Origin of the sequence: Streptomyces termitum, assembly GCF_014650175.1 — a bacterium.
Classification (GTDB): Bacteria; Actinomycetota; Actinomycetes; order Streptomycetales; family Streptomycetaceae; genus Streptomyces; species Streptomyces termitum.
The window spans coordinates 1-24,787 of the sequence record NZ_BMUL01000019.1 but is presented as its reverse complement, the minus strand read 5'-3'; the positions used below and the strand labels follow the sequence as shown (position 1 = coordinate 24,787).

The 24,787-nt window shown below is 71.5% G+C and carries 16 protein-coding genes, 1 tRNA gene and 2 pseudogenes; 12 read left to right on the top strand and 7 right to left on the bottom strand.

The annotated features are described in order from the left end of the window. The first annotated feature begins 153 nt into the window (after positions 1-153). Both IE219_RS27285 and lepB read left to right on the top strand, forming a co-directional pair. Positions 154-2,019 carry a DUF8823 domain-containing protein gene (locus IE219_RS27285; protein WP_373298897.1) on the top strand — a complete coding sequence of 622 codons (1,866 nt, stop codon included), beginning with the start codon at positions 154-156 and terminating at the stop codon, positions 2,017-2,019. Positions 2,020-2,110: 91 nt separating this feature from the next. Further along, the gene (lepB, locus tag IE219_RS27280) at positions 2,111-2,878 is read left to right on the top strand and encodes a signal peptidase I (RefSeq protein WP_189982236.1); all 768 of its coding nucleotides are present in this window, start codon (positions 2,111-2,113) and stop codon (positions 2,876-2,878) included. A 358-nt stretch (positions 2,879-3,236) separates the two neighbouring features. On the opposite strand, the gene IE219_RS27275 is transcribed toward lepB, so the two are convergent. Beyond that, positions 3,237-4,577, bottom strand: a complete 1,341-nt coding sequence (locus IE219_RS27275) for an NsdA family TPR-like regulatory protein (RefSeq protein ID WP_189982234.1) — start codon at positions 4,575-4,577, stop codon at positions 3,237-3,239. A gap of 418 nt (positions 4,578-4,995) precedes the next feature. Between IE219_RS27275 and IE219_RS27270 the strand changes: the two genes are divergently transcribed. The 6 genes from IE219_RS27270 (at position 4,996) to IE219_RS27245 (ending at position 10,591) form a co-directional block, all read left to right on the top strand. Further along, positions 4,996-5,199 (top strand): hypothetical protein, encoded by a 204-nt coding sequence (locus tag IE219_RS27270; protein ID WP_189982232.1) that lies wholly within the window; start codon positions 4,996-4,998, stop codon positions 5,197-5,199. 145 nt (positions 5,200-5,344) lie between these two features. Next, on the top strand, positions 5,345-6,424 hold the full coding sequence (locus IE219_RS27265) for a sugar-transfer associated ATP-grasp domain-containing protein (RefSeq protein WP_189982230.1): 1,080 nt from the start codon (positions 5,345-5,347) through the stop codon (positions 6,422-6,424). Between the two features lie 13 nt (positions 6,425-6,437). After that, positions 6,438-7,367 carry a hypothetical protein gene (locus IE219_RS27260; protein ID WP_189982228.1) on the top strand — a complete coding sequence of 310 codons (930 nt, stop codon included), beginning with the start codon at positions 6,438-6,440 and terminating at the stop codon, positions 7,365-7,367. Between the two features lie 51 nt (positions 7,368-7,418). Further along, entirely contained in the window at positions 7,419-8,798 is a 1,380-nt protein-coding gene (cysS, locus tag IE219_RS27255) for a cysteine--tRNA ligase (RefSeq protein WP_229850051.1), read from the top strand. Continuing rightward, positions 8,795-9,364, top strand: coding sequence for a 2OG-Fe(II) oxygenase (locus tag IE219_RS27250; protein WP_189982226.1), 570 nt, complete (start codon positions 8,795-8,797; stop codon positions 9,362-9,364). The genes cysS and IE219_RS27250 overlap by 4 nt, the downstream gene beginning before the upstream one ends. A gap of 54 nt (positions 9,365-9,418) precedes the next feature. After that, positions 9,419-10,591 (top strand): serine hydrolase domain-containing protein, encoded by a 1,173-nt coding sequence (locus IE219_RS27245; RefSeq protein WP_189982224.1) that lies wholly within the window; start codon positions 9,419-9,421, stop codon positions 10,589-10,591. Between the two features lie 430 nt (positions 10,592-11,021). On the opposite strand, the gene IE219_RS27240 is transcribed toward IE219_RS27245, so the two are convergent. The 3 genes from IE219_RS27240 to IE219_RS27230 all read right to left on the bottom strand — a co-directional run bounded on the left by IE219_RS27240 (position 11,022) and on the right by IE219_RS27230 (position 15,314). Further along, positions 11,022-11,097, bottom strand: a tRNA-Arg gene (locus tag IE219_RS27240). A 342-nt stretch (positions 11,098-11,439) separates the two neighbouring features. Continuing rightward, a complete protein-coding gene (locus IE219_RS27235; RefSeq protein WP_229850047.1) occupies positions 11,440-11,832 on the bottom strand; it encodes a hypothetical protein in 393 nt (130 codons plus the stop codon). Further along, positions 11,832-15,314 (bottom strand): ALF repeat-containing protein, encoded by a 3,483-nt coding sequence (locus IE219_RS27230; protein WP_229850045.1) that lies wholly within the window; start codon positions 15,312-15,314, stop codon positions 11,832-11,834. Before IE219_RS27230 ends, IE219_RS27235 begins: the two co-directional genes overlap by 1 nt. A 763-nt stretch (positions 15,315-16,077) precedes the next feature. Between IE219_RS27230 and IE219_RS27225 the strand changes: the two genes are divergently transcribed. Both IE219_RS27225 and IE219_RS27220 read left to right on the top strand, forming a co-directional pair. Then, the gene (locus IE219_RS27225; RefSeq protein ID WP_229850043.1) at positions 16,078-16,608 is read left to right on the top strand and encodes a hypothetical protein; all 531 of its coding nucleotides are present in this window, start codon (positions 16,078-16,080) and stop codon (positions 16,606-16,608) included. Positions 16,609-16,660: 52 nt separating this feature from the next. Next, positions 16,661-18,865 carry a trypsin-like serine protease gene (locus IE219_RS27220; RefSeq protein WP_189982222.1) on the top strand — a complete coding sequence of 735 codons (2,205 nt, stop codon included), beginning with the start codon at positions 16,661-16,663 and terminating at the stop codon, positions 18,863-18,865. A gap of 115 nt (positions 18,866-18,980) precedes the next feature. Here IE219_RS27220 and IE219_RS32000 read toward each other — a convergent pair. The 3 genes and pseudogenes from IE219_RS32000 to IE219_RS27210 all read right to left on the bottom strand — a co-directional run. After that, positions 18,981-19,209, bottom strand: a pseudogene (locus IE219_RS32000) (phytanoyl-CoA dioxygenase family protein); the annotation flags it as partial. Between the two features lie 191 nt (positions 19,210-19,400). Further along, positions 19,401-21,185 (bottom strand): ABC transporter ATP-binding protein, encoded by a 1,785-nt coding sequence (locus IE219_RS27215; protein ID WP_189982220.1) that lies wholly within the window; start codon positions 21,183-21,185, stop codon positions 19,401-19,403. Next, the gene (locus tag IE219_RS27210) at positions 21,182-23,068 is read right to left on the bottom strand and encodes an ABC transporter ATP-binding protein (protein WP_229850041.1); all 1,887 of its coding nucleotides are present in this window, start codon (positions 23,066-23,068) and stop codon (positions 21,182-21,184) included. Before IE219_RS27210 ends, IE219_RS27215 begins: the two co-directional genes overlap by 4 nt. Positions 23,069-23,466: 398 nt before the next feature. On the opposite strand from IE219_RS27210, the gene IE219_RS27205 reads away from it, so the two are divergent. After that, positions 23,467-24,339: a diiron oxygenase gene (locus IE219_RS27205; protein ID WP_189982218.1), complete on the top strand. Its 873-nt coding sequence runs from the start codon at positions 23,467-23,469 to the stop codon at positions 24,337-24,339. Positions 24,340-24,395: 56 nt separating this feature from the next. Next, a pseudogene (locus tag IE219_RS27200) lies at positions 24,396-24,787 on the top strand (hypothetical protein); the annotation flags it as partial.

The window sequence follows — 24,787 nt, the reverse complement described above, 5'->3', positions numbered from 1 at the left end:
CCCCGGCCGGGCCCGGCGGGCAGGCCGCGCGGGCGCCCCGGCAAGCCGCCGGGGCGCCCTGCTGTTAGCGTCTTGCCTACCGTCGGACGGGGTGACGGGCCGGAAGACGAGTGACGAGAAGCGGGACAGCGGGACCGGAAAGGGCGGGCCTCAGTGACCACCGTCGAGCCGACGAGCGCGGGCCGCGATATGCCTCCGGCATCCGACCCGATCCCCGATCCGGACCCGGAGGCCCCCATGCCCTCGCGGATCGCGCTCCCGGCCCAGCGCTCCGCCCCGGCCCCGGCCCCGGCGCGGCCCCGGCCGTTCCGCCGCAGGCGCCGCTACCCGGTCCTGGTGGCGACGGGCGCCGCCGCGCTCCTCCACCTCCTGTGGTTCTTCTGGTTCGCGAACAGCGGCGGGGACCTCGCGGCGCAGGACGCGTGGGCCGAGTTCGTCGGACGGCACCCGGACTCCGCGTACAACCTCGCCTGGTACGGCGGGATGCACCCGGTCTCGTACAGCGTGATCTCGCCGTACGTGATGTCGCTGCTCGGCGTCCGCTCCACGATGATGATCGCGGGCACCCTCTCCGCCGCCCTGACCGCGCTGATCCTGGTGCGCGTCCCGGCGGTCCGCAACCCCCTGGCGTGCTCGCTCGCGGGCGTCTTCGCCTTCGTCTGCAACGCGCTGTCGGGCCGGGTCACCTTCGGCCTCGGCATGATGTTCGCGCTCGGCGCGGTCGCCGCCGTCTTCTGCTGGCCGCACCGCTGGCGCCGCAAGCGGTGGGCGAAGGCCGCGGTGGCGGCGCCGCTCGCCGGGCTCGCGACCGCGTGCAGCCCGGTCGCGGGCCTCTTCCTCGGCGTCGTCGCGGCGGCCCTCTTCCTCAACAAGCGGCGCCCGGGGGCGTACGCGATCGGCCTCGCCCCGGTCGTCGTCGTCGCGCTCTCCTCCTGGCTGTTCCCCTTCTCCGGCACCCAGCCGATGGCCTTCGGCTCGACGGCGCTGCCGCTGGCCTTCGGCGTCCTCGTCCTGGTCCTCGTGCCGAAGGAGTGGCGGACGGTCCGCACGGCCGCCGCCTGCTACACCGTCGGCACCTTCCTGACCTGGGCGATCGACTCCCAGATCGGGTCGAACATCTCGCGGCTCCCGATGCTCTTCGCGGGCGTGGTGCTGCTGGCCGCGCTGCCGTACACACGCCCCCGCTCGCGCCGCTGGTACGCGCTCGCCGTCGCCTTCCTCGGCCTGAACCTGTGGATCGGCTTCAAGGGCGTCGACGACATCATCCGCACCCGCCCCGACGCCTCCTGGGCCTTCGAGGTGGCGCCGCTGATCAACCAGCTCCAGGTGCGGGACGCGCACAAGGCGCGCGTCGAGGTCGTGCCGGCCTCCAGCCACCGCGAGTCCTCCGCGCTCAGCCCGTACATCAACCTGGCGCGCGGCTGGAACCGCCAGGCCGACATGGAACGCAACCCGCTCTTCTACGACGACACCCTGAACGCGGTCAACTACCGCGAATGGCTGCACCGCTGGGCCGTCCGGTACGTCGTCCTGCCCACCGGCGCCCCCGACTCGGGCGCCGCCCGGGAGGCCGAGCTCGTCGACGCGGGCCTGCCCTACCTCGACCAGATCTGGTCCGACGCGAACTGGCGGCTGTACGAGGTCCGCGGCGCCACCCCGCTCGCCGACGCGCCCGCCGAGGTGCAGCGGGCCGCCGAGAACGAGGTCGTGCTCCGCCTCGACCGTCCGGCCCGGGTCCGGATCCGGATCCCCTACTCGCCGTGGCTGGCGCTCATGGACGAGAACGGCGGCAAGCTGGAGCCGCCGCGGGAGACCGAGGAGTCGAAGCGGGCCCGGGACGAGTCCGAGACCGAGCTCCCGAAGGTCTTCGCCAACGAGGACGGCTGCCTGCTGAAGGCGGAACCGGACGCCGAGGGCGACGAGTGGACCGAACTGGTCGCTCCCAAGGCGGGCACGTACCGCCTCGCCGCCCCGTACAAGCTCTCGCGCGGCACGGCCTGCCCCGAGGAGCTCCGCTGACACGCCGCACCGCCCCCTGACGGTCACCCGTAAGGAGGGCGAACGCCCCGGACCCCTGCACGGATACGTGTACGGGCCCTAGGGTCGTCCCATGCGGCAGGAACCAACTGAATCGGGGGCGACGGACGTGGCGGACGCGGGAGACGTGGCGACGGAGCCGAGGCCCGGTCCCGGGAGCGCCGGACCGGACACCCCCCGGCGGCAGAAGCGCCGCCGCCTCTCGCCCTGGGCGGAGTACCCGCTCCTGGCGGTGACCGCCCTCGTCCTCGCCTTCCTGATCAAGACCTTCCTGGTCCAGGCGTTCCTGATCCCGTCGGGCTCCATGCAGAACACCCTCCAGCTCGACGACCGGGTCCTCGTCGACAAGCTCACCCCGTGGTTCGGCTCCCAGCCCGAACGCGGCGAGGTCATCGTCTTCCGCGACCCCGCCGACTGGCTCGCCGGCCACGAGGCGACGCCCCCGACCACCCTCCAGAAGGCCCTCGGCTTCGTCGGCCTGATGCCGGCCGCCGGCGAGCAGCACCTGATCAAGCGCGTCATCGGCGTCGCCGGCGACACCGTCGAATGCCAGGGCAGCGGCCCCCTCAAGCTCAACGGCCGCCCCCTCGACGAGCCGTACGTCTACGCCGGCAACACCCCGTGCAGCACGGACCCCGAAGGCCAGTTCAAGATCACCGTCAGCCCCGGCACGGTCTGGGTCATGGGCGACCACCGCCAGGCCTCCCAGGACTCCCGCTACCACCGCAACGACAGCCACGGCGGCATGGTCCCCGTGGACGACGTCGTGGGCCGGGCCATCGTCGTCGCCTGGCCCGTCCCCCACTGGTCCACCCTCCCGGTCCCCCCGACCTTCGACTAGGGCGGCCCCGGCACAGCAATGCCCGAGCCCTCAGCCTGGGAACCTCGGACCTTCAGACATCAGCCGTTGCGTTGACCTGTGACGGGGTGGCGTTGGAGAACCAGACGTACTCGCGGACCGTTTTCGCTGTTCCCCACTAGATCTGGTGCGCCTATGGTGCGGGCCCGAGTGGTCCACGAATGTGGAGCGAGATAGTCCGAGGGGGCAGTCAGGGACATCACCCGGCGCCGGTCTGAGTGCAGGGAGGATCAGGCGTCGGTGCCTATGCCGCATTCATGTTGCCTAGACGGTGACGAAGATCGCGTCAGCTCCCACCCCGTGCAGCTTCTTGGTACCCAGGCAGTCAGACCTTCTGTGATCAGAGATCTATGGGGAGCGCGCGGAGGCGGTCGCGGAACTCTCGTACGGCGGGCGCCGCGGCATGCGGTTCGAGGTGGCGGCTGAATTTCATCAGGCGGACGTGTGCCCGGTCGGAGCGGACGCGGTTCTCCAGCAGTTCCAGGCCGACGTTGGCGGCGTCCAGGGCGCCGTCCAGGTCCCGGGCGGCGAGCCGCGCCGTGGCGAGGCGGCCGGAGCGGACGGCCCGGTCGCGGGGAACCGCTTGATCCACCGCGACGGCGAGGGCGCTGGTTGCTCGCTCGGGGAAGCCGGAGCGCAGCATGATCTTGCCCTCAGTCGACTTGAGTTGGGCCTCGCCGTACCAGCCGAGCCAGTCTGGACGGTCGCCTTCGCGGTGGGCGCCCCACAAGTCGTAGGCGTGGTTGAGGGACTTTCCGGCCGCCTCGTGCTGGGTGTCCCTGGAGAGCGCCTCGGCCTGGTGGAGGTAGAGGTACGAGGTCGCCGCCGGCGGGAGGGCCGACGGAGCATGGCCGATGGCCGTGTCGATGAGCTTCACGCGTGCCGCTGTGTCGCCAGCGTCGGAGATGTGAACGCCCATCTCGGCCAGGATGAAGGCCCCGAAGCCGTCGTCCTTCGCGCTGTGGGCGCTGCGGAGGGCGCCGACGTAGTAGCGCTGGCCGAGGGAGCGGAGGCCCTTGTCGTAGGCCATCCATCCGGCGAGGTAGGACACACGGGCGGCCGTGGCGTACAGGCGGTGTTCGATGGCGTCGGTGTAGCGCCCGTGGTCGAGGAGGCTGGTGATCAGTGCGAGGTCGCTGGTGGCCTGGTCCAGGAGGCGGGCGCCGCCCATCTGGTCGTCGAGCGTGCGGAGGGTGTCCACGCGCGCTTCGATGGTGGTCACCATCGCGTCGGTGACCCGGTCGCCGCCGATGGCCGAGGCGAACGCCTCTGGTGCGGCCGCCCAGTTGGCGGCGAATCCCGTCAGCGCGACGCCGGTGATGGACAGGAAGCCCCGCCGGTCCATGTGGCCGCTCCTGACCAGGTCAGCGAACACCTTCACGGTGCCGGCCGGAGTCCACGGGGCCGCCAGGGCCGTCGATTCCCACGCCGGCAGCCATCGGGGCCAGGCCACTGAACGTACGTGGTCCTCAGGGACACCCAGTAGGTCGGCGAGCACGCGTTGCGCGTCCGAGTCTGGCGCCTGTCCCTGCTCCCACTTCCAGACCGTCGTCCGGTTGGTGGCCAGTGGTACGCCCAGTTCGGCTCCGCGTTCGCGCATGCGCCGGGCTAACTCGGCCTTGCCCCAGCCCTTGCCTTCTCGCACGTAGGTCAGCGGGTGCAGGGCCATCGGGTCAGACATCCCACCCTCCCCTCAGGTCGGTAGTCAGGAGGCTACTCCCCGTACGTGCGGGAAACGGGGTTTCTCTCGCTGGAGGAACCCCCTGGAAACGTTCCGGGCCCGTGGCCCACGACCGTTCACTGGGCTTCACGCCGTTCGGAGCTGGGCACCCGGGTTAACCGGCTCCCCGCCCCGCTCCGGACGGTTCCCAGGACCGCAGCCCGTCATCGCCGTCCCCCGCGTGGGTGACGGGCTGCACCACCCCCGAGGAGGTCGAGATGAGCCAGCCCCTGCCCGTTCGTACGCCCGGCGGCAGTGGGCGACAGCACATGGTTCCCGAGCCGTCGGCCGGTCCGAGCCCGGCCCTCCGCGCCCGCGCCGAGTCCGGGTGGGAGAGATTCCTCCGTCGCGCAGCGAGCGACCGTGAGGAGTCCGAGCGGTGAATCCGGTCGACGCCGAAGGCCGGGAGAACCACCCCCTCCTTCACCGCCTGGTCCGCGACATCGCGAACCGGGGTGAAGGCGAGCTGACAGAAGTCGTCCACGAGAGGCACGGCGGCCGGGTTATCCGTATCGCCCACATCCAGCCCGTGAACGGCATCGGCTGGTCGACGGCCGCCGACAACATCGGGCCCGCCCGATGAGGCAGCGCCTCGCTGTCATGGCCTACGTGCTCGTCGTCACCGCGCTCGTCGTCACGCTGGCCATCGCCGGAACCCCGGACCACTGAGAGACAGGAGAAGCACCTTGAGACATCCCCCGAACCGCGGCTTCAACCACCGCCAGGCCGTGACCGAGGAGTGGTTCCGCACCCAGGTTCTTCCTCGCGTGTCCAGCGCACGGTTTCTCCCCTACCAGATGCGACAGATGCGGAACGAGCACCTTTCCGCGATGTTGCGCGACGAGGACCGGAAAAGCATCGCCCGTATCGCGGGGGACCTGGTGAAGGTCTCCGCGCGGTGGCGCTGCCTGCCGTTCCACTACTTCCGCTACGGCGGATACCGGCGCGAGGTGTCCACCGAGCGGGCCTGCTCGTACCTGCCGGAGAGTGCCTTGTTCCACCGACTCCTTCCCCGCGTGAACCGGGACGCGATCGACCTGGACGACAAGACGTCCTGCAAGAGGATCCTCGCCTCCGCCGGCATCCCGCAGCCCGCGCTGATCGCGAGCGGTGACCGCCGTGCGGGTGTGACGTCCGACGGTGAGACGGTGTCGCTGCGGAACGTCCTCGATCGCGCTTCCGCCTTCGGGCGCGTGGTGGTCAAGCCCTCCCGCTACTCCAGCGGCGGGTCCGGCGTCGTGATCGTGCGGCCTGGTGAGGACGCCTTCGACTTGCCGGCCTACGCGCAGCGGTGGGGCACGTGGCTGGTGGAGCAGCACGTACCCCAGCACTCCGATCTGGACGTGTTGAACCCGTACGCCCTCAACACGTTCCGCGTGATCACTCTGCTGCGCGATGGCACCGCCGAGGTCCTGTACGTGATGTTGAAGCTCGGCGGAGCTGAGAGCACCACGGACAACTCGGCCGCCGGAGGCATGCAGATCCGTGTCCATCCTGACGGAAGACTCGACCGCCACGGCTACGACCGGTCCCTGAACGCCCACACCTGCCACGGGGGCAGTTCGGTGCCGTTCGCCGACCACCGGATCTCCCGCATGACGGAGGTCCGAGAGCTGGCCGAGCGCTGTGCCCGCCTGTTCCCACAGGTGCCCTTCATCGGCTGGGACATCGCCCTCACGCCCGGCGGACCCGTGGTCATCGAGGGCAACAGCAGCCCCTCCCTCGCGCACATCCAGCGCACCCACGGCGGCATCGCGCTGGAGCTCGTTCCCGCGCTCCGCTCCGTAATGGATCGCCCGATCATCTGATCAAGGAGTTCCCGTGGAAAACCTGAGAATGCAGGCCCGCGCCGCTGCCGGAGGTCTGCTCGACACGCTCAAGACGATGCCCGAGGTCCAGGCGCTCTACGTCCTGTCCTCCTCGGCGGTCGCGCCCCGCAACGTCACCCGCTTCAGCACCGACTCCGACTTCGACCTGGCCGTCATCCTCGACGTCCCGCTCAAGGAGGACGAGTGGAGGCTGCGGCCGACGGACACGTACGCCCTGGTCCGCGACCGGCTCCCCGCCTGGATCCCGGAGTTCAGCTTCCATCTGCCGGTTCCCTGGGGACGCATGGAGGTCAACGTCCACCAGCTCCTCTTCCAGTACGAGGCCGACCCGCGCACGACGTGGAACAGCGACAAGTGCGACGCCTACGGGAACAAGGGCGAGCCGCTGTTCGACCGCGAGGAAGCCTTCGCGGCACTGATCTCCCACAAGACGCGCGAGCAGCTCCAGCGCCTGGAGGGCGAGACCCACCGGCTGCACAACAGGCTCACCTGGGACGTACGCGAGATCCCGCTGCGCATGGCGCGGCGGGTCGGAGTGCCCACGGGCCACTTCGTCCTCTCCGGGGCGCTGGACGAGGTCGTGGACTGGATGTACGCCCGCTCTGGTCAGCTGCTTCCGAACATGAAGTGGAAGCTGTACTCCCTCGGCGCGCTCGGCCTGATCGGCAGCGAGCAGGAGAACCTGCTGATCGAGGCCCAGCAGTGCGACCCGCTGTCGATGGTCGACCTGGAGCGGCGGTGCGAGGCCCTGAGCGAGTTCTGCCGGGTGGTCGGGATGGACCTCAGCCCCGGGGCGATCGAGGCCGTGCGGAAGGCGTACCAGCAGGCCAACCACCACTTGCTCGGGGGGAAGGCGTCGGTCTTCGCCACCCTGCCGTCCCCGCGATTCGTCCCCTGCGGCGAGCGCTGCGGTTCCAGTTAGGTGCTTATGTCCGGGCGTCAGTACGCTGCGTGATCCGTTTACACAGGAGGCATGATGTCGATCAAGGTCCACAACACGCTGACCGGCCAGACCGAGGAGTTCCGCCCCGAGCGGGAGGCCGAGGTACGGATGTTCGTGTGCGGGCCCACCGTGTACGGCCCCAGCCACGTCGGGCACGCGAAGACGTACACGCAGTTCGACTTCATCGCCCGGTACCTGGAGGCGAGCGGGTACAAGGTCATGTACCTCCAGAACATCACCGACGTCGATGACAAGATCATCCGGCGGTCTGCGGAGGAGGGCATCCCGACGGAGGAGATCGCGGCCCTCTTCGAGAAGGAGTACCTGGAGGACATGGCCGCGCTGGGCAACACTCGCGTCGACGTCCACGCGCGGGCCCACGACCACATCGACGCGATCGTGGACCAGATCAAGCGACTGATCGAGCGTGGCCATGCTTACCAGCTCGACGACGGCTGGTACTTCGACCTGGCTTCGTTCCCCGCGTACGGCAAGCTCTCCGGCCGCACCGATCTCCGCCCTGAGGACTCGGTGGCGCGGATCGACGACAACTCGAAGAAGCGCAACCTGGGCGACTTCGCCCTGTGGAAGGGCCGCAAGGACGGCGAGCCGTTCTGGGAGACCGAGCTGGGCCCGGGCCGGCCGGGCTGGCACATCGAGGACACCGCGATCACGGAGACCTTCTTCGGGCCCTCGTACGACCTGCACGGCGGTGCCGTCGACCTCATCTTCCCGCACCACGAAGCCGAGGTCGCGCAGATGGAAGCCGCCTCCGGCATCGAGCCGCTGGCCCGCTACTGGATGCACACCGGGCTGCTGCGGGTCGACGGCGAGAAGATGTCGAAGAGCACCGGCAACTTCCTCACCATCCGCGACGCCCTCGCCCGGACGGACTTCCGCACCCTGCGGTACGCCTTCCTCTCCCAGCACTACCGCTCCTCCATGGAGCTGAGCGATTCCACGCTGGAGCAGGCCCGAGGGGCACGCCGCCGGATCGAGAACTTCGCCCGGACCATCGACCCCGCGCACACCGACAGCCCGGCGAACGCCGCACGCGCGACGGACGCCTGGAAGGAGATGAGCGAGCGCCTGGACGACGACTTCGACACCCCCGGCGCCCTCGCCGTCCTGTTCCAGTACATCCGCGAGCAGAACCGCATCGAGGAGCCGTCCGGACCGGCCGCCCTGCGGCTGATCGAGGACGTGAACAACCTCTTCGGAACCTTCGACATCCCCGGCGCCGCCCAGAGCGACGCCGCCGTCGACGAACTCGTGAAGGAACGCGACCGGCTCCGCGCGGCGCGGAAGTTCGCCGAGGCCGACGCGATCCGCGACCAGCTCACCCAGCAGGGCGTGACCCTTGAGGACTCGCCCGAAGGCACCCGTTGGTGGAAGGAACCCACCTCATGACCTGGAAGAGCCGCTTACCACTCATCGTAGAGAGCGCCATTCCTCTCAGCCTCTGCGGAGCGCTGACGGACCACGTGAAGAACCACACCGCCCGCCCGCGCACCTACCGGGGCGTCATCGACGAATCGCTGCGCAAGAGCGAGTACGTCGAGATTCCGGTGCACCTGCAGGAGGCGGTCATCTCCCACTGCGCTGCCCACATCCGCAGCCACTTCGAGATCGCCCCGAAGTGCATACCCACCCAGCCGGCGGTCGTCTACCGCTACGGCCCCGGCGTCGGCTTCGTCGCCCACCACGACGAGGTCACCGACATCGAACGCGAGCGGGCCCGGACCAACGGCCAGCCCGTCGTCGGCGGCGACCTCACCCTCGTGGTCTGCCTCAACACGCCGGACTCCTACGGCGGCGGGGAGCTGTTCTTCGAGAACCCCGCCCAGGAGATCAAGCCGTCCTGCGGCACCCTGGTCGCCTTCCCCGCCACCCGCGACCACATCCACGGCGTACGGCCGATCACGAGGGGCGAACGCGTCACACTCGTCGTGCGCGTCGACGCCGAATGCCTCTGAACTGAGGCCAGTTCCCCTGTCAGCCAGGGCAGCGCGGCTGCCAGGATGAACGGTATGACGACGATCAACGGTGAGGTAGCGCCCGGATTCGAACCGGTCCGCGAAGCGTTCGCGGCGAACTTCACCCAGCACGGGGACATCGGCGCGGCCGTGTGCGTCTACTGGCACGGTCGGCCGGTGGTCGATCTGTGGGGTGGCGTCGCCGATGCTGACACCGGCCGTCCGTGGGACCGGGACACCTTGCAGCTGGTGTACTCGGCGACCAAGGGGGGCACCGCGACCGCAGCGCACATGCTGGTCGAGCGCGGCATGCTCGATCTCGACGCACCGGTGGCGAAGTACTGGCCGGAGTTCGCGGCGAACGGCAAGGCGGACATCCCCGTGCGCTGGCTCCTGTCCCACCAGGCCGGCTTGGCCGCCCTGGACGAACCGCTCCCGCTGTCCCAGGCGCTGGCCTGGGACCCCATGGCCGCAGCGCTCGCGGCCCAGCGCCCGCTGTGGACTCCGGGTACTGCACACGGGTACCACGGTCGCACCTGGGGCTGGCTCGTCGGCGAGGTGATTCGCCGGGTCTCCGGCCGTTCGCCGGGCCGTTTCTTCGCCGAGGAGATCGCGCGCCCCCTGGCGCTGGACTTCTTCATCGGCCTGCCCACGAGCGAACGCGGTCGCGTCAGCCGCATGGTGTACCGGCGACCGGCCGTAGACCTCACCACCGTGCCCACCGAGGAGGTTCCCGAGGAACTCCGCGAACAGGTCGCCGCCTGGCGCGACCCGAACTCCTTCAGCAACCGGGCCTTCGCGGTCACCGACCCGGCCGCGATCGACTTCGACTCCCCCGAGGTGCAGGCCGCCGAACTCCCGTCCTCCAACGGCATCGGCACTGCCCACGCACTCGCCCGCATGTACGCCGCCCTGATCGGCGAAGTCGACGGCGTGCGCCTGCTGGCCCGGGAGACGTTGGCATCGGCAACTGAAGAACAGGCCAGTGGGGAGGACCAGGTGCTGCTGTTCCCGAGCCGGTTCAGCACCGGCTACATGCTGCCGACCGAGGGCAACCTCATGACCGGCCCGAACGCCTTCGGCCACACCGGCCGCGGCGGCTCACTCGCCTTTGCCGACCCCGAGCACGGCATTGCCTTCGGCTACGCGATGAACCACATCATCAGCGGATCCGGCGATGTGCGTGCGGCTTCGCTCACCGAGGCGGTGCGGAAGTCTCTGGAGTGACGGATCGCTAGGTGGAAGCGGTTCTGCCGAGAACAAGGGGGTCGCTCCAGATGGCCGTTGAGGGCCGGTGTGAGTAGGCCCTGGGGAGGCCACTGGCCGTGCCTGCCGCTCCTGCGACTAGGGCTCCGTGGGGCCTTCGACATGCCGACGTTTTTCCTCGATCATCCGCCCGTGATCACCATCACAGCGGACGCCTGCGCGAGCCTGCTCCCCGAGGCGGATCTCGCGATCGCCGAGGCTGCGGCCCGTCTCGTCCCGCGTGCGCGCGCCCCTCGCGATGTGCCGAATGGTGCTGATCGTTTGGGGGCATTTCGGGGGCTGCCGCCCCGTCCGCTCACGCAGTGCTCAGGCAAACGGCCCCGGACGGGACGTCCGAGGCCGAGTGAGACCCTTCCCTGGGGGATAAACCCCAGGTCAGAGCGGTACTGCATGGTGCCCCCGGCAGGATTCGAACCTGCGACACCCGCTTTAGGAGAGCGGTGCTCTATCCCCTGAGCTACGGAGGCGGGGCTTGTCGGGGACGTTGCCGGGAACCCTGTGGGGGTTGCCGGGGCGGTGGTGACAAGCGCCCTGGTCAGGGGCTTTCGGGCGGGTGCTCGGGAGGTGTCTGTGGGGACACTTTCCGTGGCGGGTGCCGTGGAGGCCGACTGACCGCTGACAGCCTAGCGGATAGGGGTCAGGGAGGTCGCCCCCGTTGTCGCCGGGGGCCGTCGTGTGCCTACGGTGGACGCGTTGGAGTCAGTGGGTGCGGCCGCGTGCGCGTGGGGTGGCAGGGCCTCCCGGGGACGCTCTCGGCCTTGACGGCCGGTGAGCTGTCGGGAGGCCCTGCCTTCGGGCGCGTGTTGTTTCTACTTCTCGGTGGTCTTGGTGAGCGTCAGGGACCACGATCCGTCCGGCTCGCTGAACGCCACCTTTCCTCCGCCGCGCGTGTAGAGCTGGACGCCGGAGACCTCGCCGATGCCGCGCCCGGCGATGTCCAGGTAGACGAAGTCGCTGCCGGAGCTGTCGACGAACTCCCACTTGCCGTGGAGGTCTTCGGGGGCGGTGTCCGGGTCCATCGTCAGAGCGGTGGCGGTGAAGGTGCCGTCGGGATCGAGCCGGATCTCGCCGCCGGACTCCTTGTCGCGGTACAGGCCGGGCAGGTCCGCGGCGTCCACCCGAGCCGCGCAGCCCGCGGTGAGTACCGCGGAAACGGCGAGGAGGGCGGCGGCGAACCGGCGTCCGCTCGTCAGCTTGCCCACTACGGCCCCAGCGTCACGTTGAACTCGATGGTCATGGTCATGGTGGACCCCGGCCCCGAGTCGCCGCTGACCCAGTCGATCAGACCGTTGATGGCCTTGCCGGGGCCGTCTTTCCACCAGTCCTGGTACCCGATGACGGGCGGGCGGGTCGCCGACTCGATGCTCTGCGCGCTGTACGCCGTGTACCGCCACACCACGCTGCCGTCCGCGTTCTTCCGGATGGGGGTCATCCGGATCTGCTGGGAGCCCAGGAACGCGTACGCGGAGTTTCCGGTGTACCCGGTCAGGAACCCGTCCGCCGGCTGCGTGAGCCCGGCGTCCCGGAGCCACTTCAGGCCCTGGAAGCCGTCGAGGCCGTAGTCGTACATGTAGGTGTGGCCCAGCTCGTACTTCCCGGACCGCACCCGATCGGCGAAGTAGCCGAGGGTCTCGCTGGTCCAGGGGTGCTCGCGGTAGAGCTTGGTGAACGGGTCGTCCGGGCCGAAGCACTGGGAGCGGTCGCCGCCTCCGGTGAGCCAGCTCCATCCCAGCTCGAACGGGTTGGCGCCGTTTCCGGACGGGATGGGCTTGCCGAACGGCGTCAGGCAGCTCTCGGCTCCGGCCGGGAGTTCGCCCTTGCCGTCGCCGATGGGGACGGACGCGTTGTCGATCGCGTTCTGGATCGCCTGGCGCCACGCGGCCTCGGCGACGAGACGGTAGGCCTGGGTCGCGGCCCGCGCGGCGGCGTCGGCGTCCTGGCCGGCCTCGATCGCCTGCTTGCGGGCGATCGTCGACGAGATCGCGGCGTCCGTGGCGTAGCGCGCGGCGATCTCGGCGGACCGCACGGCGCGCGTCGCGGCCTGACGCGCCACGCTGCTCGCCTTGCGTGCCGCGGCGGCCGCGTTGCTCGCGGTCTGGGCGGACTTCGCCGCTTCGGCCGCGGACTTCTCGGCGGCCTCGGCGTTGTCCCGCGCCTCCTGCGCGGACTTCGCGGCGTCCGCGGCGTACCCCTTGGCGAGGTTGGCCCACTCGGTCGCCTTGTCGGCGGCCTGGCGTGCGAGGGCGGCGGCCTCGGAGGCGCGGGCCGCGTCCTCCTGCGCGTTCGCCGCGATCTTCGCCGCGCGTGCGATCGACGCACGGATCGCGCTGATGTGCGTGGCGCGGTCGTGGTCGATCCGCGCGAAGTCGTACTGGGTGGTCGCGATGAACTGGCGGAGCATGAAGGTGTCGCCTTCGAGCGCGATCTGCGCCGCCGCCTTGGTGTACGGGCCCCCGGTCGCGAGGAGCGCGGACGCGGCCACCCGGTCGTCCTCGCGCACGGCCGCCTCGCGGCCCACCCACAGGAAGGTGTGCACGGCCTCGGCGGTCCCGGTGTTCAGCGCGGCCGCCGCCTCGCTCCGCACCCTCGTGCCGCTGCTGGGGTCGGCCAGGATCCTGGCCACCTCGACCCGGTTGTCGTCGGCGGCCGCCTCGACCGATCCGGTCTCCAGGAACGCCTTGATCCTGGCCGGGTCCTCGGTCTTCAGCGCCGCCGCGGCCGCCGTGGCCACGGCCTGCGTCGACATCGCGGCGAGCGCCGCGACGTTCTCGACGTTGTCCTGCTGGAGCGCGAGGACGCGGTCGGTCTCGATCCAGTGGGCGACGTCCTGGTCCGAACCGGCCAGCGCGTACTCCGCCGCCTGACGGGTCCAGGTCCCCGCGCCCTCCAGGAGGCGGACCGCCGCCTTGCGCCCGGCCGCCGCGGCCTGCTCGACGGTTCCGGTCCGCAGGGCCGCTTCCGCGGCGCCGATGAGGGCCAGGAGTTCTTCGGAGAGGCGCGTCTCCTGGGACCGCTCCCGGTTGAACCGCGCGAGGTCGTTCGACTCCGCCTTCGCCGCGAGCCGTGCCTGCTCGATCGCCTCCTCGGTCTCCTCGGCCAGACTCTCGGCCTCGGCCTGGCGGGCCGCCTGCTCGACGTCCCGCGCCTTGGCGACCGCGTCGGCGGCGGCCTTCGCCGCTGTGACGGCGGCGTTGGCGGCCAGCGTGGACCGGTTGGCGTAGTCGACCGCCTCACCGGCGTGGGCGGCCGCCTCCTTGGCCGCGGCCGCGGCCTTCTCGGCGTGGTCGGCGGCGCTGTTGGCCGCGTCACGTGCCGCGCGGGCGGCGACGGCCGCCTGCCCGGCCAGGTTCCGCGCCCTGCTCGCCGCCCGGGTGGCCCTGGCCGCGGCGGCGTCCGCCTCGGCGGCGGCCCGCTTCGCGGCGGCGGCCTCGGACTGGGCCGCTCCGGAGGCCACGGCCGCGTCGGCCGCCGAGCGGGCGGCGTCGGCCGCGTTGATCGCCGAGCTGGTGGCGGCGTCGCCCGCCCGCCGCGCCGCCTCGGCCGACGCGGCCGCGAGGTCCGCCTTGGCGGCCACCGTGCGCACGAAGCTCACCAGCTTCAGCGCGATGTCCGCCGCCGCGCCGGCCGCGCCCGCCATCGCCCGGTCCTTGGAGGCGGCGATCGCCGCACGGTAGGCGTTCGCGGCGGCGCGTCCCGCCATGGCCGCGGCCGCCGCGGCGGCGTTGGCGGCGGCCACCGAACGCTGTGCGGCGGCCTGCGCCGTCCGCGAGGCCGACACCGCGGTCGACGCGGCGGCGGCCGCGCCCCTGGCCGCCTGCGCGGCCTTCCCCGCCGCCTTGGCCGAGCGGGTGACGTCCTGTCCGGCGGCCAGGGCCTCGGCCTTGGCCTCCAGCGCCGCGGTCTTCGCCTTCTCGGAAGCGCTGACCGCCTGGTCGGACAGCTCGACGGCCTCGTCGGTCTTCTGGCCGGCGCGGCGGCCTTCCTTCTCCACGAGGTCGACCAGCTGCTGGATCGTGGCCGATTCCTCGTCGCGCGCCCGGGCGATGTACTGGCCGGTCTCCAGGAACCACCGGACGGCCCTGGCCGACCCGTCGTTCATGGCCCGGCTCGCGTACTCGCGCACCTGGGGCGACCCCGAGGTGAGGATGGTCATCACCTGCATGCGGTCGTCCTCCTCCTGCGAAGCGAACCGCCCGTCACTGAGGAAGGCGCGCAGCGCGAAGGGGGAGTCGGCCGCCAGCGCGGTGGAGGCGTCACGCTTCACCGCCTTGGCACCGTGGGCCTGGACCGTGCTCACTGCCACCCTGAGGTCCTCGTCCACGGCGGTCCGGAAGCCGCCCTGGAGGAGGGCCTCGACCGCCGCGTCCCCGCCGGACAGCGCCGCACCGATGGCGGTGCGCGTCGCCGAGCCGGCCGTGGCCAGGGACTCCGCGAGCGCGAACCTGTTGTCCTCGGCCCAGGCCACCGGCGCCTTCTGGTCGAGGAAGTCCGTGATGTCCGCGGCGGAGCCCGCCAGCGCCGTGGCCGCCGCGGCGCGGACGGCCCGGCGGCCCGACCGGTACGCCCAGACCACCTTGCCGCGATCGGTGTCCGGGAGCCCGGACTCCTCGGGCACCGCCGGCGTGCCGCCCGAACCGCTCGCCGCGTACGCCGGCCGCGTCCCGAACATACCGGTGGACAGCATGCTGCCCGCGGCTATCCCGGTGAAAATGGCCAGTGTCTGACGCCTGCTCAACCCCGGCCGTGACGGCTGTGACATCACGACTCCCTTCCACTCTCGCTGTGTCTGTCCGGCCCGTGCGCGCCCGATGGCGCGGCACGGTGCCGCCCGTCCGCCGCGCCGCCCGGACGGATACGCGAATGGCGCGCAGGTGTGGTCCGGGCATTGAGGCAGAGCGATCCCAACACCCATTCAGTCGAACGTCAATTCAATAGCAATACGAGGCGTGATTCCGCAGCTTGATCCGTGGTGATTGTTCCGTTTTCTCGGAGAATCGACTCCATTGTTCATGGCGGATCGCAAAGTGCGACCCACTCAGCAAATTGGAAGTTTCGACCCCAAACATATCTCGATGAAATTTCTATTCGCGCGTCAAATCCCGCACATTCGCGAAGGTCGCACCTCGGATTCTTCACGGGGTCTTCACGGTCATCCCTACAACCTTCGTGAAAACGGCTGTTGAGGCGGGTGAATTCGCCAACCCTGCATGGTCGCTTCCGGTTTGCCCTGCTGGACATGGGGAGGGGTCGAGCCCTTGAATAGGGCGCCGCAGAAAGCCGACTCAGCTCACCTGGATGAATTCACGCACCCCGCCAGGTGGGCCGAAACGGCCTGCGCGGAAATATCGGCAGCCGCCATCCCGGCTGCGTCCAGGGCTTGCTCGTATTTCCCTGAAACGGCGTGGAGGCGCCCGGTCGGGGCGCGTCGCCATGCAGAGGAGAAGGGGATGAGACACCTGATCTACAAGAGGGAGCTGCACATGAAAATCGCCACTCGCATCATTGCGACGGCGTGTACCGCCGGCCTGGCGGCCGTGCTGTGGACGACCTCGTCGGCGGGCTCGCCGGCGGGGAGCACCGAATCCGTGGCCGACGCGGCACCCGGCTATGCCGTGGAGAACTACGACTACCCGAACGCGGACAAGATCCTCGCCGAGAAGAACATCGTCCTGAAGCGGGGCGACGGGCACATCGTGCTGGCCGACTGCGCCGCCGAGGCCGGACTGCTGGAGGTCTGGGCCCGCAGCAAGGAGAAGATCTGCTTCAAGGTCACCGGGAACAGCGGCTGGCTGACGCTTGAGATCCCCTCCGTGTACGCGGTCAAGGGCAGCGCCGACCAGAGCGCCCAGGTCGACATGACGGTCGGCACGGAGGAGAAGTCCTTCGACGTCGCCAAGGACACCTGGACCGCGGTCGGCGAGAGCGCCGACCCCGAGGGCCGCGACCACATGCTCGTCGAGATCCGCACCTCCAAGTAGGAACGCCGGACCACCCGTTCACCCCTTGGATCCCGCAGCGAGGAAACCACTCATGCAGCACTCCCGAGGTCTCCGCCTGGCCACGCTCGGCGCAGCCCTGGTCGCGGTTCCGCTGGCGCTGTGCGCCGCACCCGCCTCCGCCGTCACCGGCACGCCCGTCGCCGACTCCGACACCACCTACGCCTATACGGCCCAGATCACCGTCGGCCCGCACGACCGCGGCTGCTCCGCCGTCCTCGTGGACGCCGAATGGCTGCTGACCGCGGCGAGCTGCTTCGCCGCCGACCCGGCCGCTTCGCTCGCCGTCCCGGCCGGAGCCCCGCAGAAGAGCACCACCGCGATCATCGGCCGCTCCGACCTGTCCGGCACCCAGGGCGCCGAGCGGCGCGTGGTCGAACTCGTCCCGCGCACCGACCGCGACGTCGTCCTGGCCCGCCTCAACAGACCGGTCGCAGGCGTCGCTCCGGCGGCGCTCGCCACGTCCGGGCCGACCGCGGGCGAGGAGCTGAAGTTCGCCGGCTACGGCCGTACCAAGACCGAGTGGGCACCGCTCAAGCTGCACACCGCCTCCTACACCGTCGACGCGGCGGCCGCCACCTCCGCGACCGTCACCGGCAAGGACGGCGCGGCCGCCTGCATGGGCGACGCGGGTGGTCCCGTCCTGCGCGCCGGTCAGCTCGTCGGCCTCAGCAGCCAGTCCTCGCAGGGGGGTTGCCACGGCATCGACCCCGCGCAGACCTCCACGGCCGGTGTCATCTCCCGTGTCGACGACCTCAAGTCCTGGATCGACGGCAAGGTCGGCGCCACCCGGATCGTGGACTTCAACGGCGACGGCGTCGAGGACGTCGCGATCGCCGACCCGGGCGCCACGGTCGGCACCGACACCAACGCGGGTCTGGTGCGGATCGTGTACGGCGGGGGCAAGGGCGTCGCCGAGATCAACCAGGACCTCGACTGGGTGGCGGGGGGCGCCGAGCAGGGCGACTGGTTCGCCGACTCCATGGACACCGTCGACTGGAACGAGGACGGCTACACCGACCTCGTCGTCGGTACCACCCTGGAGGACGTGGGCTCCGCCGCCGACGCGGGCTTCTTCGACATCCTGTACGGCGCCCCGGGCGGCATGGGCACCGGCACCTTGAAGAGCACCCACTTCGAGCAGGGTGCGGGCGCCGGAGCGATCAAGGCCGCCACGCCCGAGGCGGGCGACCGGATGGGCGACAACGTCGTGGCCGGCACCACCACCGCGGGCGAGCCCTACATCGTGGTCTCGGCGCCCGGCGAGAAGGTGGGCACGGTCGCCAAGGCCGGTGCCGCCTTCTACCTGCGCGGCTCCGTCAACGTCGCGATCCACCAGGACAAGGCCGACGTCCCCGGCGCGGCCGAGGCGAACGACGGCTTCGGCGCCTCCCTGGCCGCCGACTCCCAGCACATCGCGATCGGCGCGCCCAACGAGACCATCAACGGCGACGCCGCCGCGGGCAACCTCGCGGTCTTCAGCCACACCCTGCACGCCGACGGCCACCCCAAGCCGCTGTTCGGCCTCGACCAGGACCTCGACTCCGTCTCCGGCGGCGCCGAGGCGAACGACGACTTCGCCTGGTCGCTCTCCCTGACCGACTACCGCCCCGCGGGCTCGGCCACCGCCAACGAGTCGATCCTCGCGATCGGTTCGCCCGGTGAGGCCATGTCCACGGACGGCGGCGCCACGCAGAAGGCCGACGCGGGCCGTGTCGTGGTCGGCCGGGTGACCGCCGCGGGCACGTGGAGCGAGACGCGCCAGCTGTGGCAGGGCACCGCCGACGACGACGTCTCCGGCACCGCCGAAGCCGGCGACCGGATGGGCGAGACCCTGACCGCCGTCAACACCGCACCCCGTGCCGTGAGCACCGGCGCCACCATGCGCCTCGCCGTCGGCACCCCCGGCGAGGCCCTCGGCACCACCGACAACGCCGGTGCGATCCACACCTTCTCCCTGGTCGCCGCGGCCGGCGCCAACGACCGCTGGATCGAGGCCGGAGACGGCGACGGCATCCCCGGCACCCCGGGCGCCAACCAGTACCTGGGCCGCAACATCCACTACACCGGCACCAAGCTCTACGTCGGCATGCCCTACGGCCCCGGCCTCGGCGCCCTGTACGCCCTGCCCATGTCCAACACCGTCACCGGCGGAACGGTCGCCCCGGTGACCGTGTACAAGCCGGGCACCGGCGGCCTGCCCAACGTCGGCACCCGCTTCGGCGCGCAGGTCCGCTGACGCGGTCGTCCGCCGGACGGCAGACCGACGAGGCCCCCGGGCCGCCGATGGAGACGTCTCCGTCGCGCGGCCCGGGGGCCTCGTCGGTCGTGCGCCCCGCCGCACGCGGCCGGGGGCGCGGGTGGCGCCAGGACTCGACGCGGGAGCGGCGCAGCTCCGCGTGCTCCTCCAGGGGCGGGCACCATCGAGAGGTACTGGACGGCGCGGACGCCGTTGTGCGAGGTGTCGCGGGCGACGCCGTGGGCGAGCAGGCCGTTCCGGATGAGCGGGTCACCGGGGTGCGGGTCGGGGCGGACCACGGGGTATGCGGTGCGGTCCAGGCCGGGGCGGAACGGGCGGTCGGCGTACCAGCCTTCGGGGTCATCGGGGCTGAGGTGCTGGAAGACCCAGGTGAAGTCGAGGAGTTCGCGGGCGTCGGCGGCGGGTGTCGCCTCGCGGACGATGACGTAGCCGATCGGAACCTTTCCTCGGGCGGGTACGCGGGTGGCCCCCGGCGGTGATCGCCGGGGGCCGCCGGGGTGGTGGGCCGGGTGGGCTACTGGTAGGCGCGGGCCTGGAGTTCGAAGAGTTCCGCGTAGAGGCCCCGGGCGGCGAGGAGGCCGTCGTGGCCGCCCTGCTCCCGGACCGCGCCCTTCTCCAGGACGACGATCAGGTCGGCGGAGCGGACGGTGGAGAAGCGGTGCGAGATGAAGAGGGTCAGGGAGCCGGAGTCCGAGCGGGCCCGGTCCGCCGCGTCCGTGAACCGCTCGAACAGCGCGTGCTCGGCCGCCGCGTCCAGGGCCGAGGCCGGTTCGTCGAGGAGCATCAGGAGCGGGTCCTCGCGGACCAGGCAGCGGGCCAGGCCGAGGAGCTGCCACTGGCCGCCGGAGAGCTCGGTGCCGTCGCCGTACCCCTTGCCGAGGAGGCCGTCGAGGCCGCCGGGCACCCGGTCGAGGACCCGGTCGGCGCGGGCCGCGGTGATCGCGCCGCGCAGCGCCCCGTCGTCGTCGAGCGCGGACAGCCGGCCGACGCCGACGTTCTCGCGCAGCGGCAGTTCGAGGCGGGCGAAGTCCTGGAAGAGGGGGGCGATCCTGGCGGCCCAGGCCGCGGGGTCGAGGTCGCGCAGGTCGACGCCGTCCACCAGGACGCGTCCGGTGGTGGGCCGGTACATCCCGCACAGCAGCTTGACCAGGGTGCTCTTGCCCGCGCCGTTCTCGCCCACGAGGGCGACGGTGGCGCCGGCGGGCAGGGTCAGGTCGACGCCGGTGAGGACGTCGCGGTCGCTGCCGGGGTAGCGGAAGGAGACGTTCTCCAGGCGGATGCCCTGCTCCAGACGGGCGGGGGCGGGCACGGGGGCGGCGGGTGCGGGCTCCTCGGCGGACCAGGCGCGCAGGCGGTCCAGGCGCTCGAAGGTGCGGCCCGCGCCCTGGAGCATCGCGAGGAGGCCGAGAGCGCTCGCCACCTGCACGCTCACCTGGACGGCGAGGGTGATGACGAGGATGACGTCACCGGCGTCGACGGAGCCGTCGAGGGCCTGCCGGACCACCAGCCACAGCCCCCCTCCGTATGCGAGTGCGAACAACAGCTGGCCGCCCGCGCGGAGGGCCGCGGCGTGCAGGGCGGCGCGGCGCAGCAGGTCGGTGGAGCGCTGCCAGGCCCTTGCCTGATGCCGCATCAGCTCGCTCTCGGCTCCGCTGAGACGGACCTCGGGGACCGAGTGGTCGGAGGTCGCCAGGGCCAGCAGGTGGCGGCTGAGCCGGGTGGGTTCGGCGGAGCGTTCCTTGGCCCGGTCGAGGACGGCCTGGGCCCGGTCGGCGACCAGGACGGGCGGCACCGCGGCCAGCGGCAGCAGGGCCAGCCACGGGTTGACGGTGGCGAGGATGACGGTGGTGAGGACGGCCTGGAGGGCGAGTCCGCAGAGCTGGAGCACGGCCTCCATCGAGGCGCGGGTGCGCGGCAGGTCCTCGCGGACGAGGGTGAGCGTGTCGGCGAACTCGGGGCTGTCCAGGTGCTCCAGGCCGTGCGTGCCGTTGGAGACGTCCAGCACGTCCTGGCGCAGCGCGGTCTCCTGCTGCTCGCCCAGTTCGAAGTAGAAGAGGTGGGCGAAGTGCCCCATGGACAGTTCGAGGACGAGGGCGGCGGCGATGCCGGCGGCGAGCCACGCCGCGGTGCCGGCGGCCCCGTCGAGGGCGCTGTCGGTGAAGGCGCGCAGCAGCAGGGCGACGGCCGGGGTGGCGAGGAGCCCGACGAGGAGCAGGGCCGCCGAGACGTACAGGCGGCGCGGGTCGAGCCGGTGGGCGAGCCGCAGCAGGGTGCGGACGGCGGTGAGGAGGGTGGTCACCGGGCTTCCTCCAGCAGGGGGTCGGAGAACCGCTGCGCCTGGAGGCGGAACAGCTCGGCGTAGCGGCCGCCGAGGGCCAGCAGCTCGTCGTGGGTGCCCTGTTCGGCGACCTTGCCGTGCTCCAGGACGACAATCCGGTCGGCGCGGCGGACGGTGGAGAAGCGGTGCGAGATGACCACGCTGGTCAGGCCCTTGGTCATGGTGAGGAAGCGGTCGAAGAACTCGACCTCGGCGCGGACGTCGAGCTGGGAGGTCGGCTCGTCGAGGACCAGGATCCGGGCGCCGCGCTCGACCGCGTGGAAGGAGCGGGCGAGGGCGACGCGCTGCCACTGGCCGCCGGAGAGGTCGATGCCGTCCTCGTACTGGCGGGAGAGCACGGTGTCGGGGCCGTGGGGGAGGCGGGCGAGGACGTCGTCGAGGCCGGCGCGGGCCATGGCGGCCTCGAAGGCGGCGTCCTCGGGGGCGCCGGTGCCAGGAGCGCCGAGCACCACGTTGTCGCGCAGGCTCAGCTCGTACCGGTTGAACTTCTGGAAGGTGACGGCGAGCCGCCGCTGCCACTCGGCCGGGGTCCGGTCCCGCAGGTCGGCGCCGTCGGCGGTGACGCGGCCGGAGGTGGGCTCGTGGAGCCGGGTGAGGAGCTTGACCAGGGTGGTCTTCCCGGCGCCGTTGAGGCCGACGATCGCGGTCGAGCGGCCCGCCTCGATCTCCAGGTCCAGGCCGTCGAGGACGGCGGGTCCGTCCGGGGTGTAGCGGAAGACGACGTTCTCGAAGCGCACGCCCTCGGCCGGGGCGGGGGCCGCCTCGCCGGTCCGGGGCCGCGGGGCGGCGGCCGGGGCCCGCTCCTCCAGCGCGGCCGCGCGCCGGGTGAAGGCGGTGAGGGAGTCGTACGCCTGCATGCCGTACTGGGTCTGGACGTCGGCCTCGGGGAAGTACACCCCGAACCGCATGGGGATGAGGACGGCCTGGAGGGCGATCGCGAGGGTCAGCAGCGACAGCTCGCCGCGGGCGGCGGGGCCCGCGAGCAGCAGCAGGACGCCGGAGCCGCCGGCGAGCCCGGCGAGGGCCAGTACGACGAACGGGCCCATCAGGATCCGGCGCCGCCCCTCCCACAGCGGGTCCAGGTAGCCGCGCATGTCGGCGTGGTGCCGGGCGCCGAACCAGCCCGACAGGCCGAGGACGCGGATCTCCTTGGCGGCCTCGGTGCCGCCGGCGGTCCTGAGCATGTACGCGATCTTCCGCCGCTCTCCGGCGAGGCCCTGGTACAGCCCGGCGAACCGGCCCAGCGAGCCCCGCTGCCCGAAGCGCAGGAGGAGCGCGGTGGCGCCGGTCAGCAGCGCCGCCCACGGCGAGAGGGTGATGCCGACGAGGACCACCGCGCCGGACAGCTGGGTGTAGCGGGCGATGAGGGCGAGCGCCCCGGCCGCCGCGTCGCCGGGCGTGGGAAGCAGCCGGTCGAAGGCGCCGCGGGCGTCGCTGAGGAGCTTCAGGGTCTCCTCGTTCTCCAGCAGGGAGATCGGCGAACGGCGCAGTGCGGTGTCCATCAGTCCGGTCACGCAGTGGCCGTCCACCCGGCGGGTCGCGACCTCGCCGAGCGCCGCCTGGAAGGGGGCGAGCAACTGCTGGAGGACGAAGGCGCCGAGGGCGAGGAAGAGGGCCGCGAGGACGGCCCCGGTGCCGGTGCCGGCCCTCGGGAGCCGGTCGAGCAGCACGCTCATCCAGACGATGAAGGCGAGCGGCAGGAGGCCGATGACGAGGTTGAGCGCGACGGCGGCCGACACCAGTCCGGCTCCCGCGTGCGGCAGCAGTCCGATCAGGTCCCGGGTCCGCCGCGCACGGGCACGGAGCGGGGACACGGAGGCGGTGGGGGCGTGCGGCGGCGACAAGCGCGTTCTCCTTGCTGGGAAGGGTGGTTCGCGACAGCGCACCCGAACGGGCGGGGTGACACCGGAGCACACAATTGGTCCAGACCTTCGGGGGTGTCAAGTGCCGTATTAACAGGCGGACATGAGGAGCGTTTGCTTCCGGGACGAAGGGAACAAGCCGCGAACCGGTGATCCTTTCCGGTCTGGACACGGGCCGCCGGGCGTGATTAGTGTCGAGGCGAGCGAACGCCGCAGACCATCCTTCCTGCCCCGCTCCACCGGCCCGTTTCCGACTCGTCGAGTCCCCGCCACGCCGCCGCGCCCGCCCCACCCGTGGGCCGTTCCGCCCTTTTCCCGCCCCGTCGGCGCGTGGCACCCGCATGCCCTGATCCTCATGCCCCGATCCCCGGAGGAAAGCCATGACGACCGCCGCACCCCTGTGGGACGAAGAGGTCCGCAGCGCTGTCCAGCGCCTCACCACCGCCGCGGAGAACGAGTACTACAACCCGTACCAGACCTTCGCGTGGCCCGACTCCATCCCCGAGGGCGCCCTGTGGATGAGCGAGGACCTGATGACGGTCCACGGCACCGCCGCCGCCGCCGACCTCACCCGCGAGCAGTACCTGGCCCTCGCCAAGTGGGAGAGCATCAACTTCTACAGCCTCAACGTGCACGGCATCCGGGAGCTCATGGCCGAGGTCGTCCACCGGATCCACGCGCCCGGCTACGAGATCCCCACCCCGTTCTTCCACCACTTCCTCGGTGAGGAGAACGAACACATGTGGTTCTTCGCCGAGTTCTGCCTGCGCTACGGCGGCCGGCTCTTCCCCGACCGCTCCCTGGCCTTCCCGGCCCGCGAACAGTCCGCGCTGCTCGGCAACTTCATCGTCTTCAGCCGCATCCTGATCTTCGAGCAGATCGTCGACCACTTCAACAGCCGGATGGCCGCCGACACCGCCCTGCCGGAGACCATCCGCGCCATCAACCGGGTCCACCACCAGGACGAGTCCCGCCACATCGCCTTCGGCTGCCAGCTCGTCCGCGCCTTCTACGAGCGCCTCAAGGCCGAGGGCGAACCGGCCGAACTCGACGCGGCCCGCGCCTACATCGAGCGCTACATCACCACCTCGCTCCAGTCCCTGTACAGCGTCGACGCCTACCGGGAGGCGGGCATCGCCGACCCCTTCGCCTTCCGCACCCGGCTGCTCGCCGACCCCGCGCGCAAGCCCGCCCACGACGCGATCGTCTCCCGCACCACCACCTTCTACCGGCGCATCGGCGTCCTCGACTGACCGCGGCCCGCCCCAGGCCCGCCCCCGATCCGTCTTCGATCCGAGAGGAACGCCCCATGAGCCCCACCGGTGCCCCGCCCGTCCCCGTCCTGAAGAATTCCGGGCCGGGTCTGGTCACGCTGGATCCCGTCCACACCGCGTTGCTGCGGGGTCTCGACGGTCTTCTCAGTGGTCTCGCCGTCCGGCTGGCGGCTCCGGAGGTGACCGGGCCGCCGCTGCTGGCCGCCGACGGCCTGGCCAAGCTGGACTACTTCCGTAACTTCCCCCATCTCGGCCTCTCGGCGGGGCGGTTCGCCCCCGACGCCTATGACGGCCTCGCCGCCGGCCAGGCACCCGGCGACCGCGCCCTGGAGCCCACGGGCCACCTGCTGCCCTCGGCGACCTGTTACGGGCTGCTGCTCTCGCTGGAGGGTGCGGACGTGGGTGAGGAGGGGCTGCGGCTGTCGGC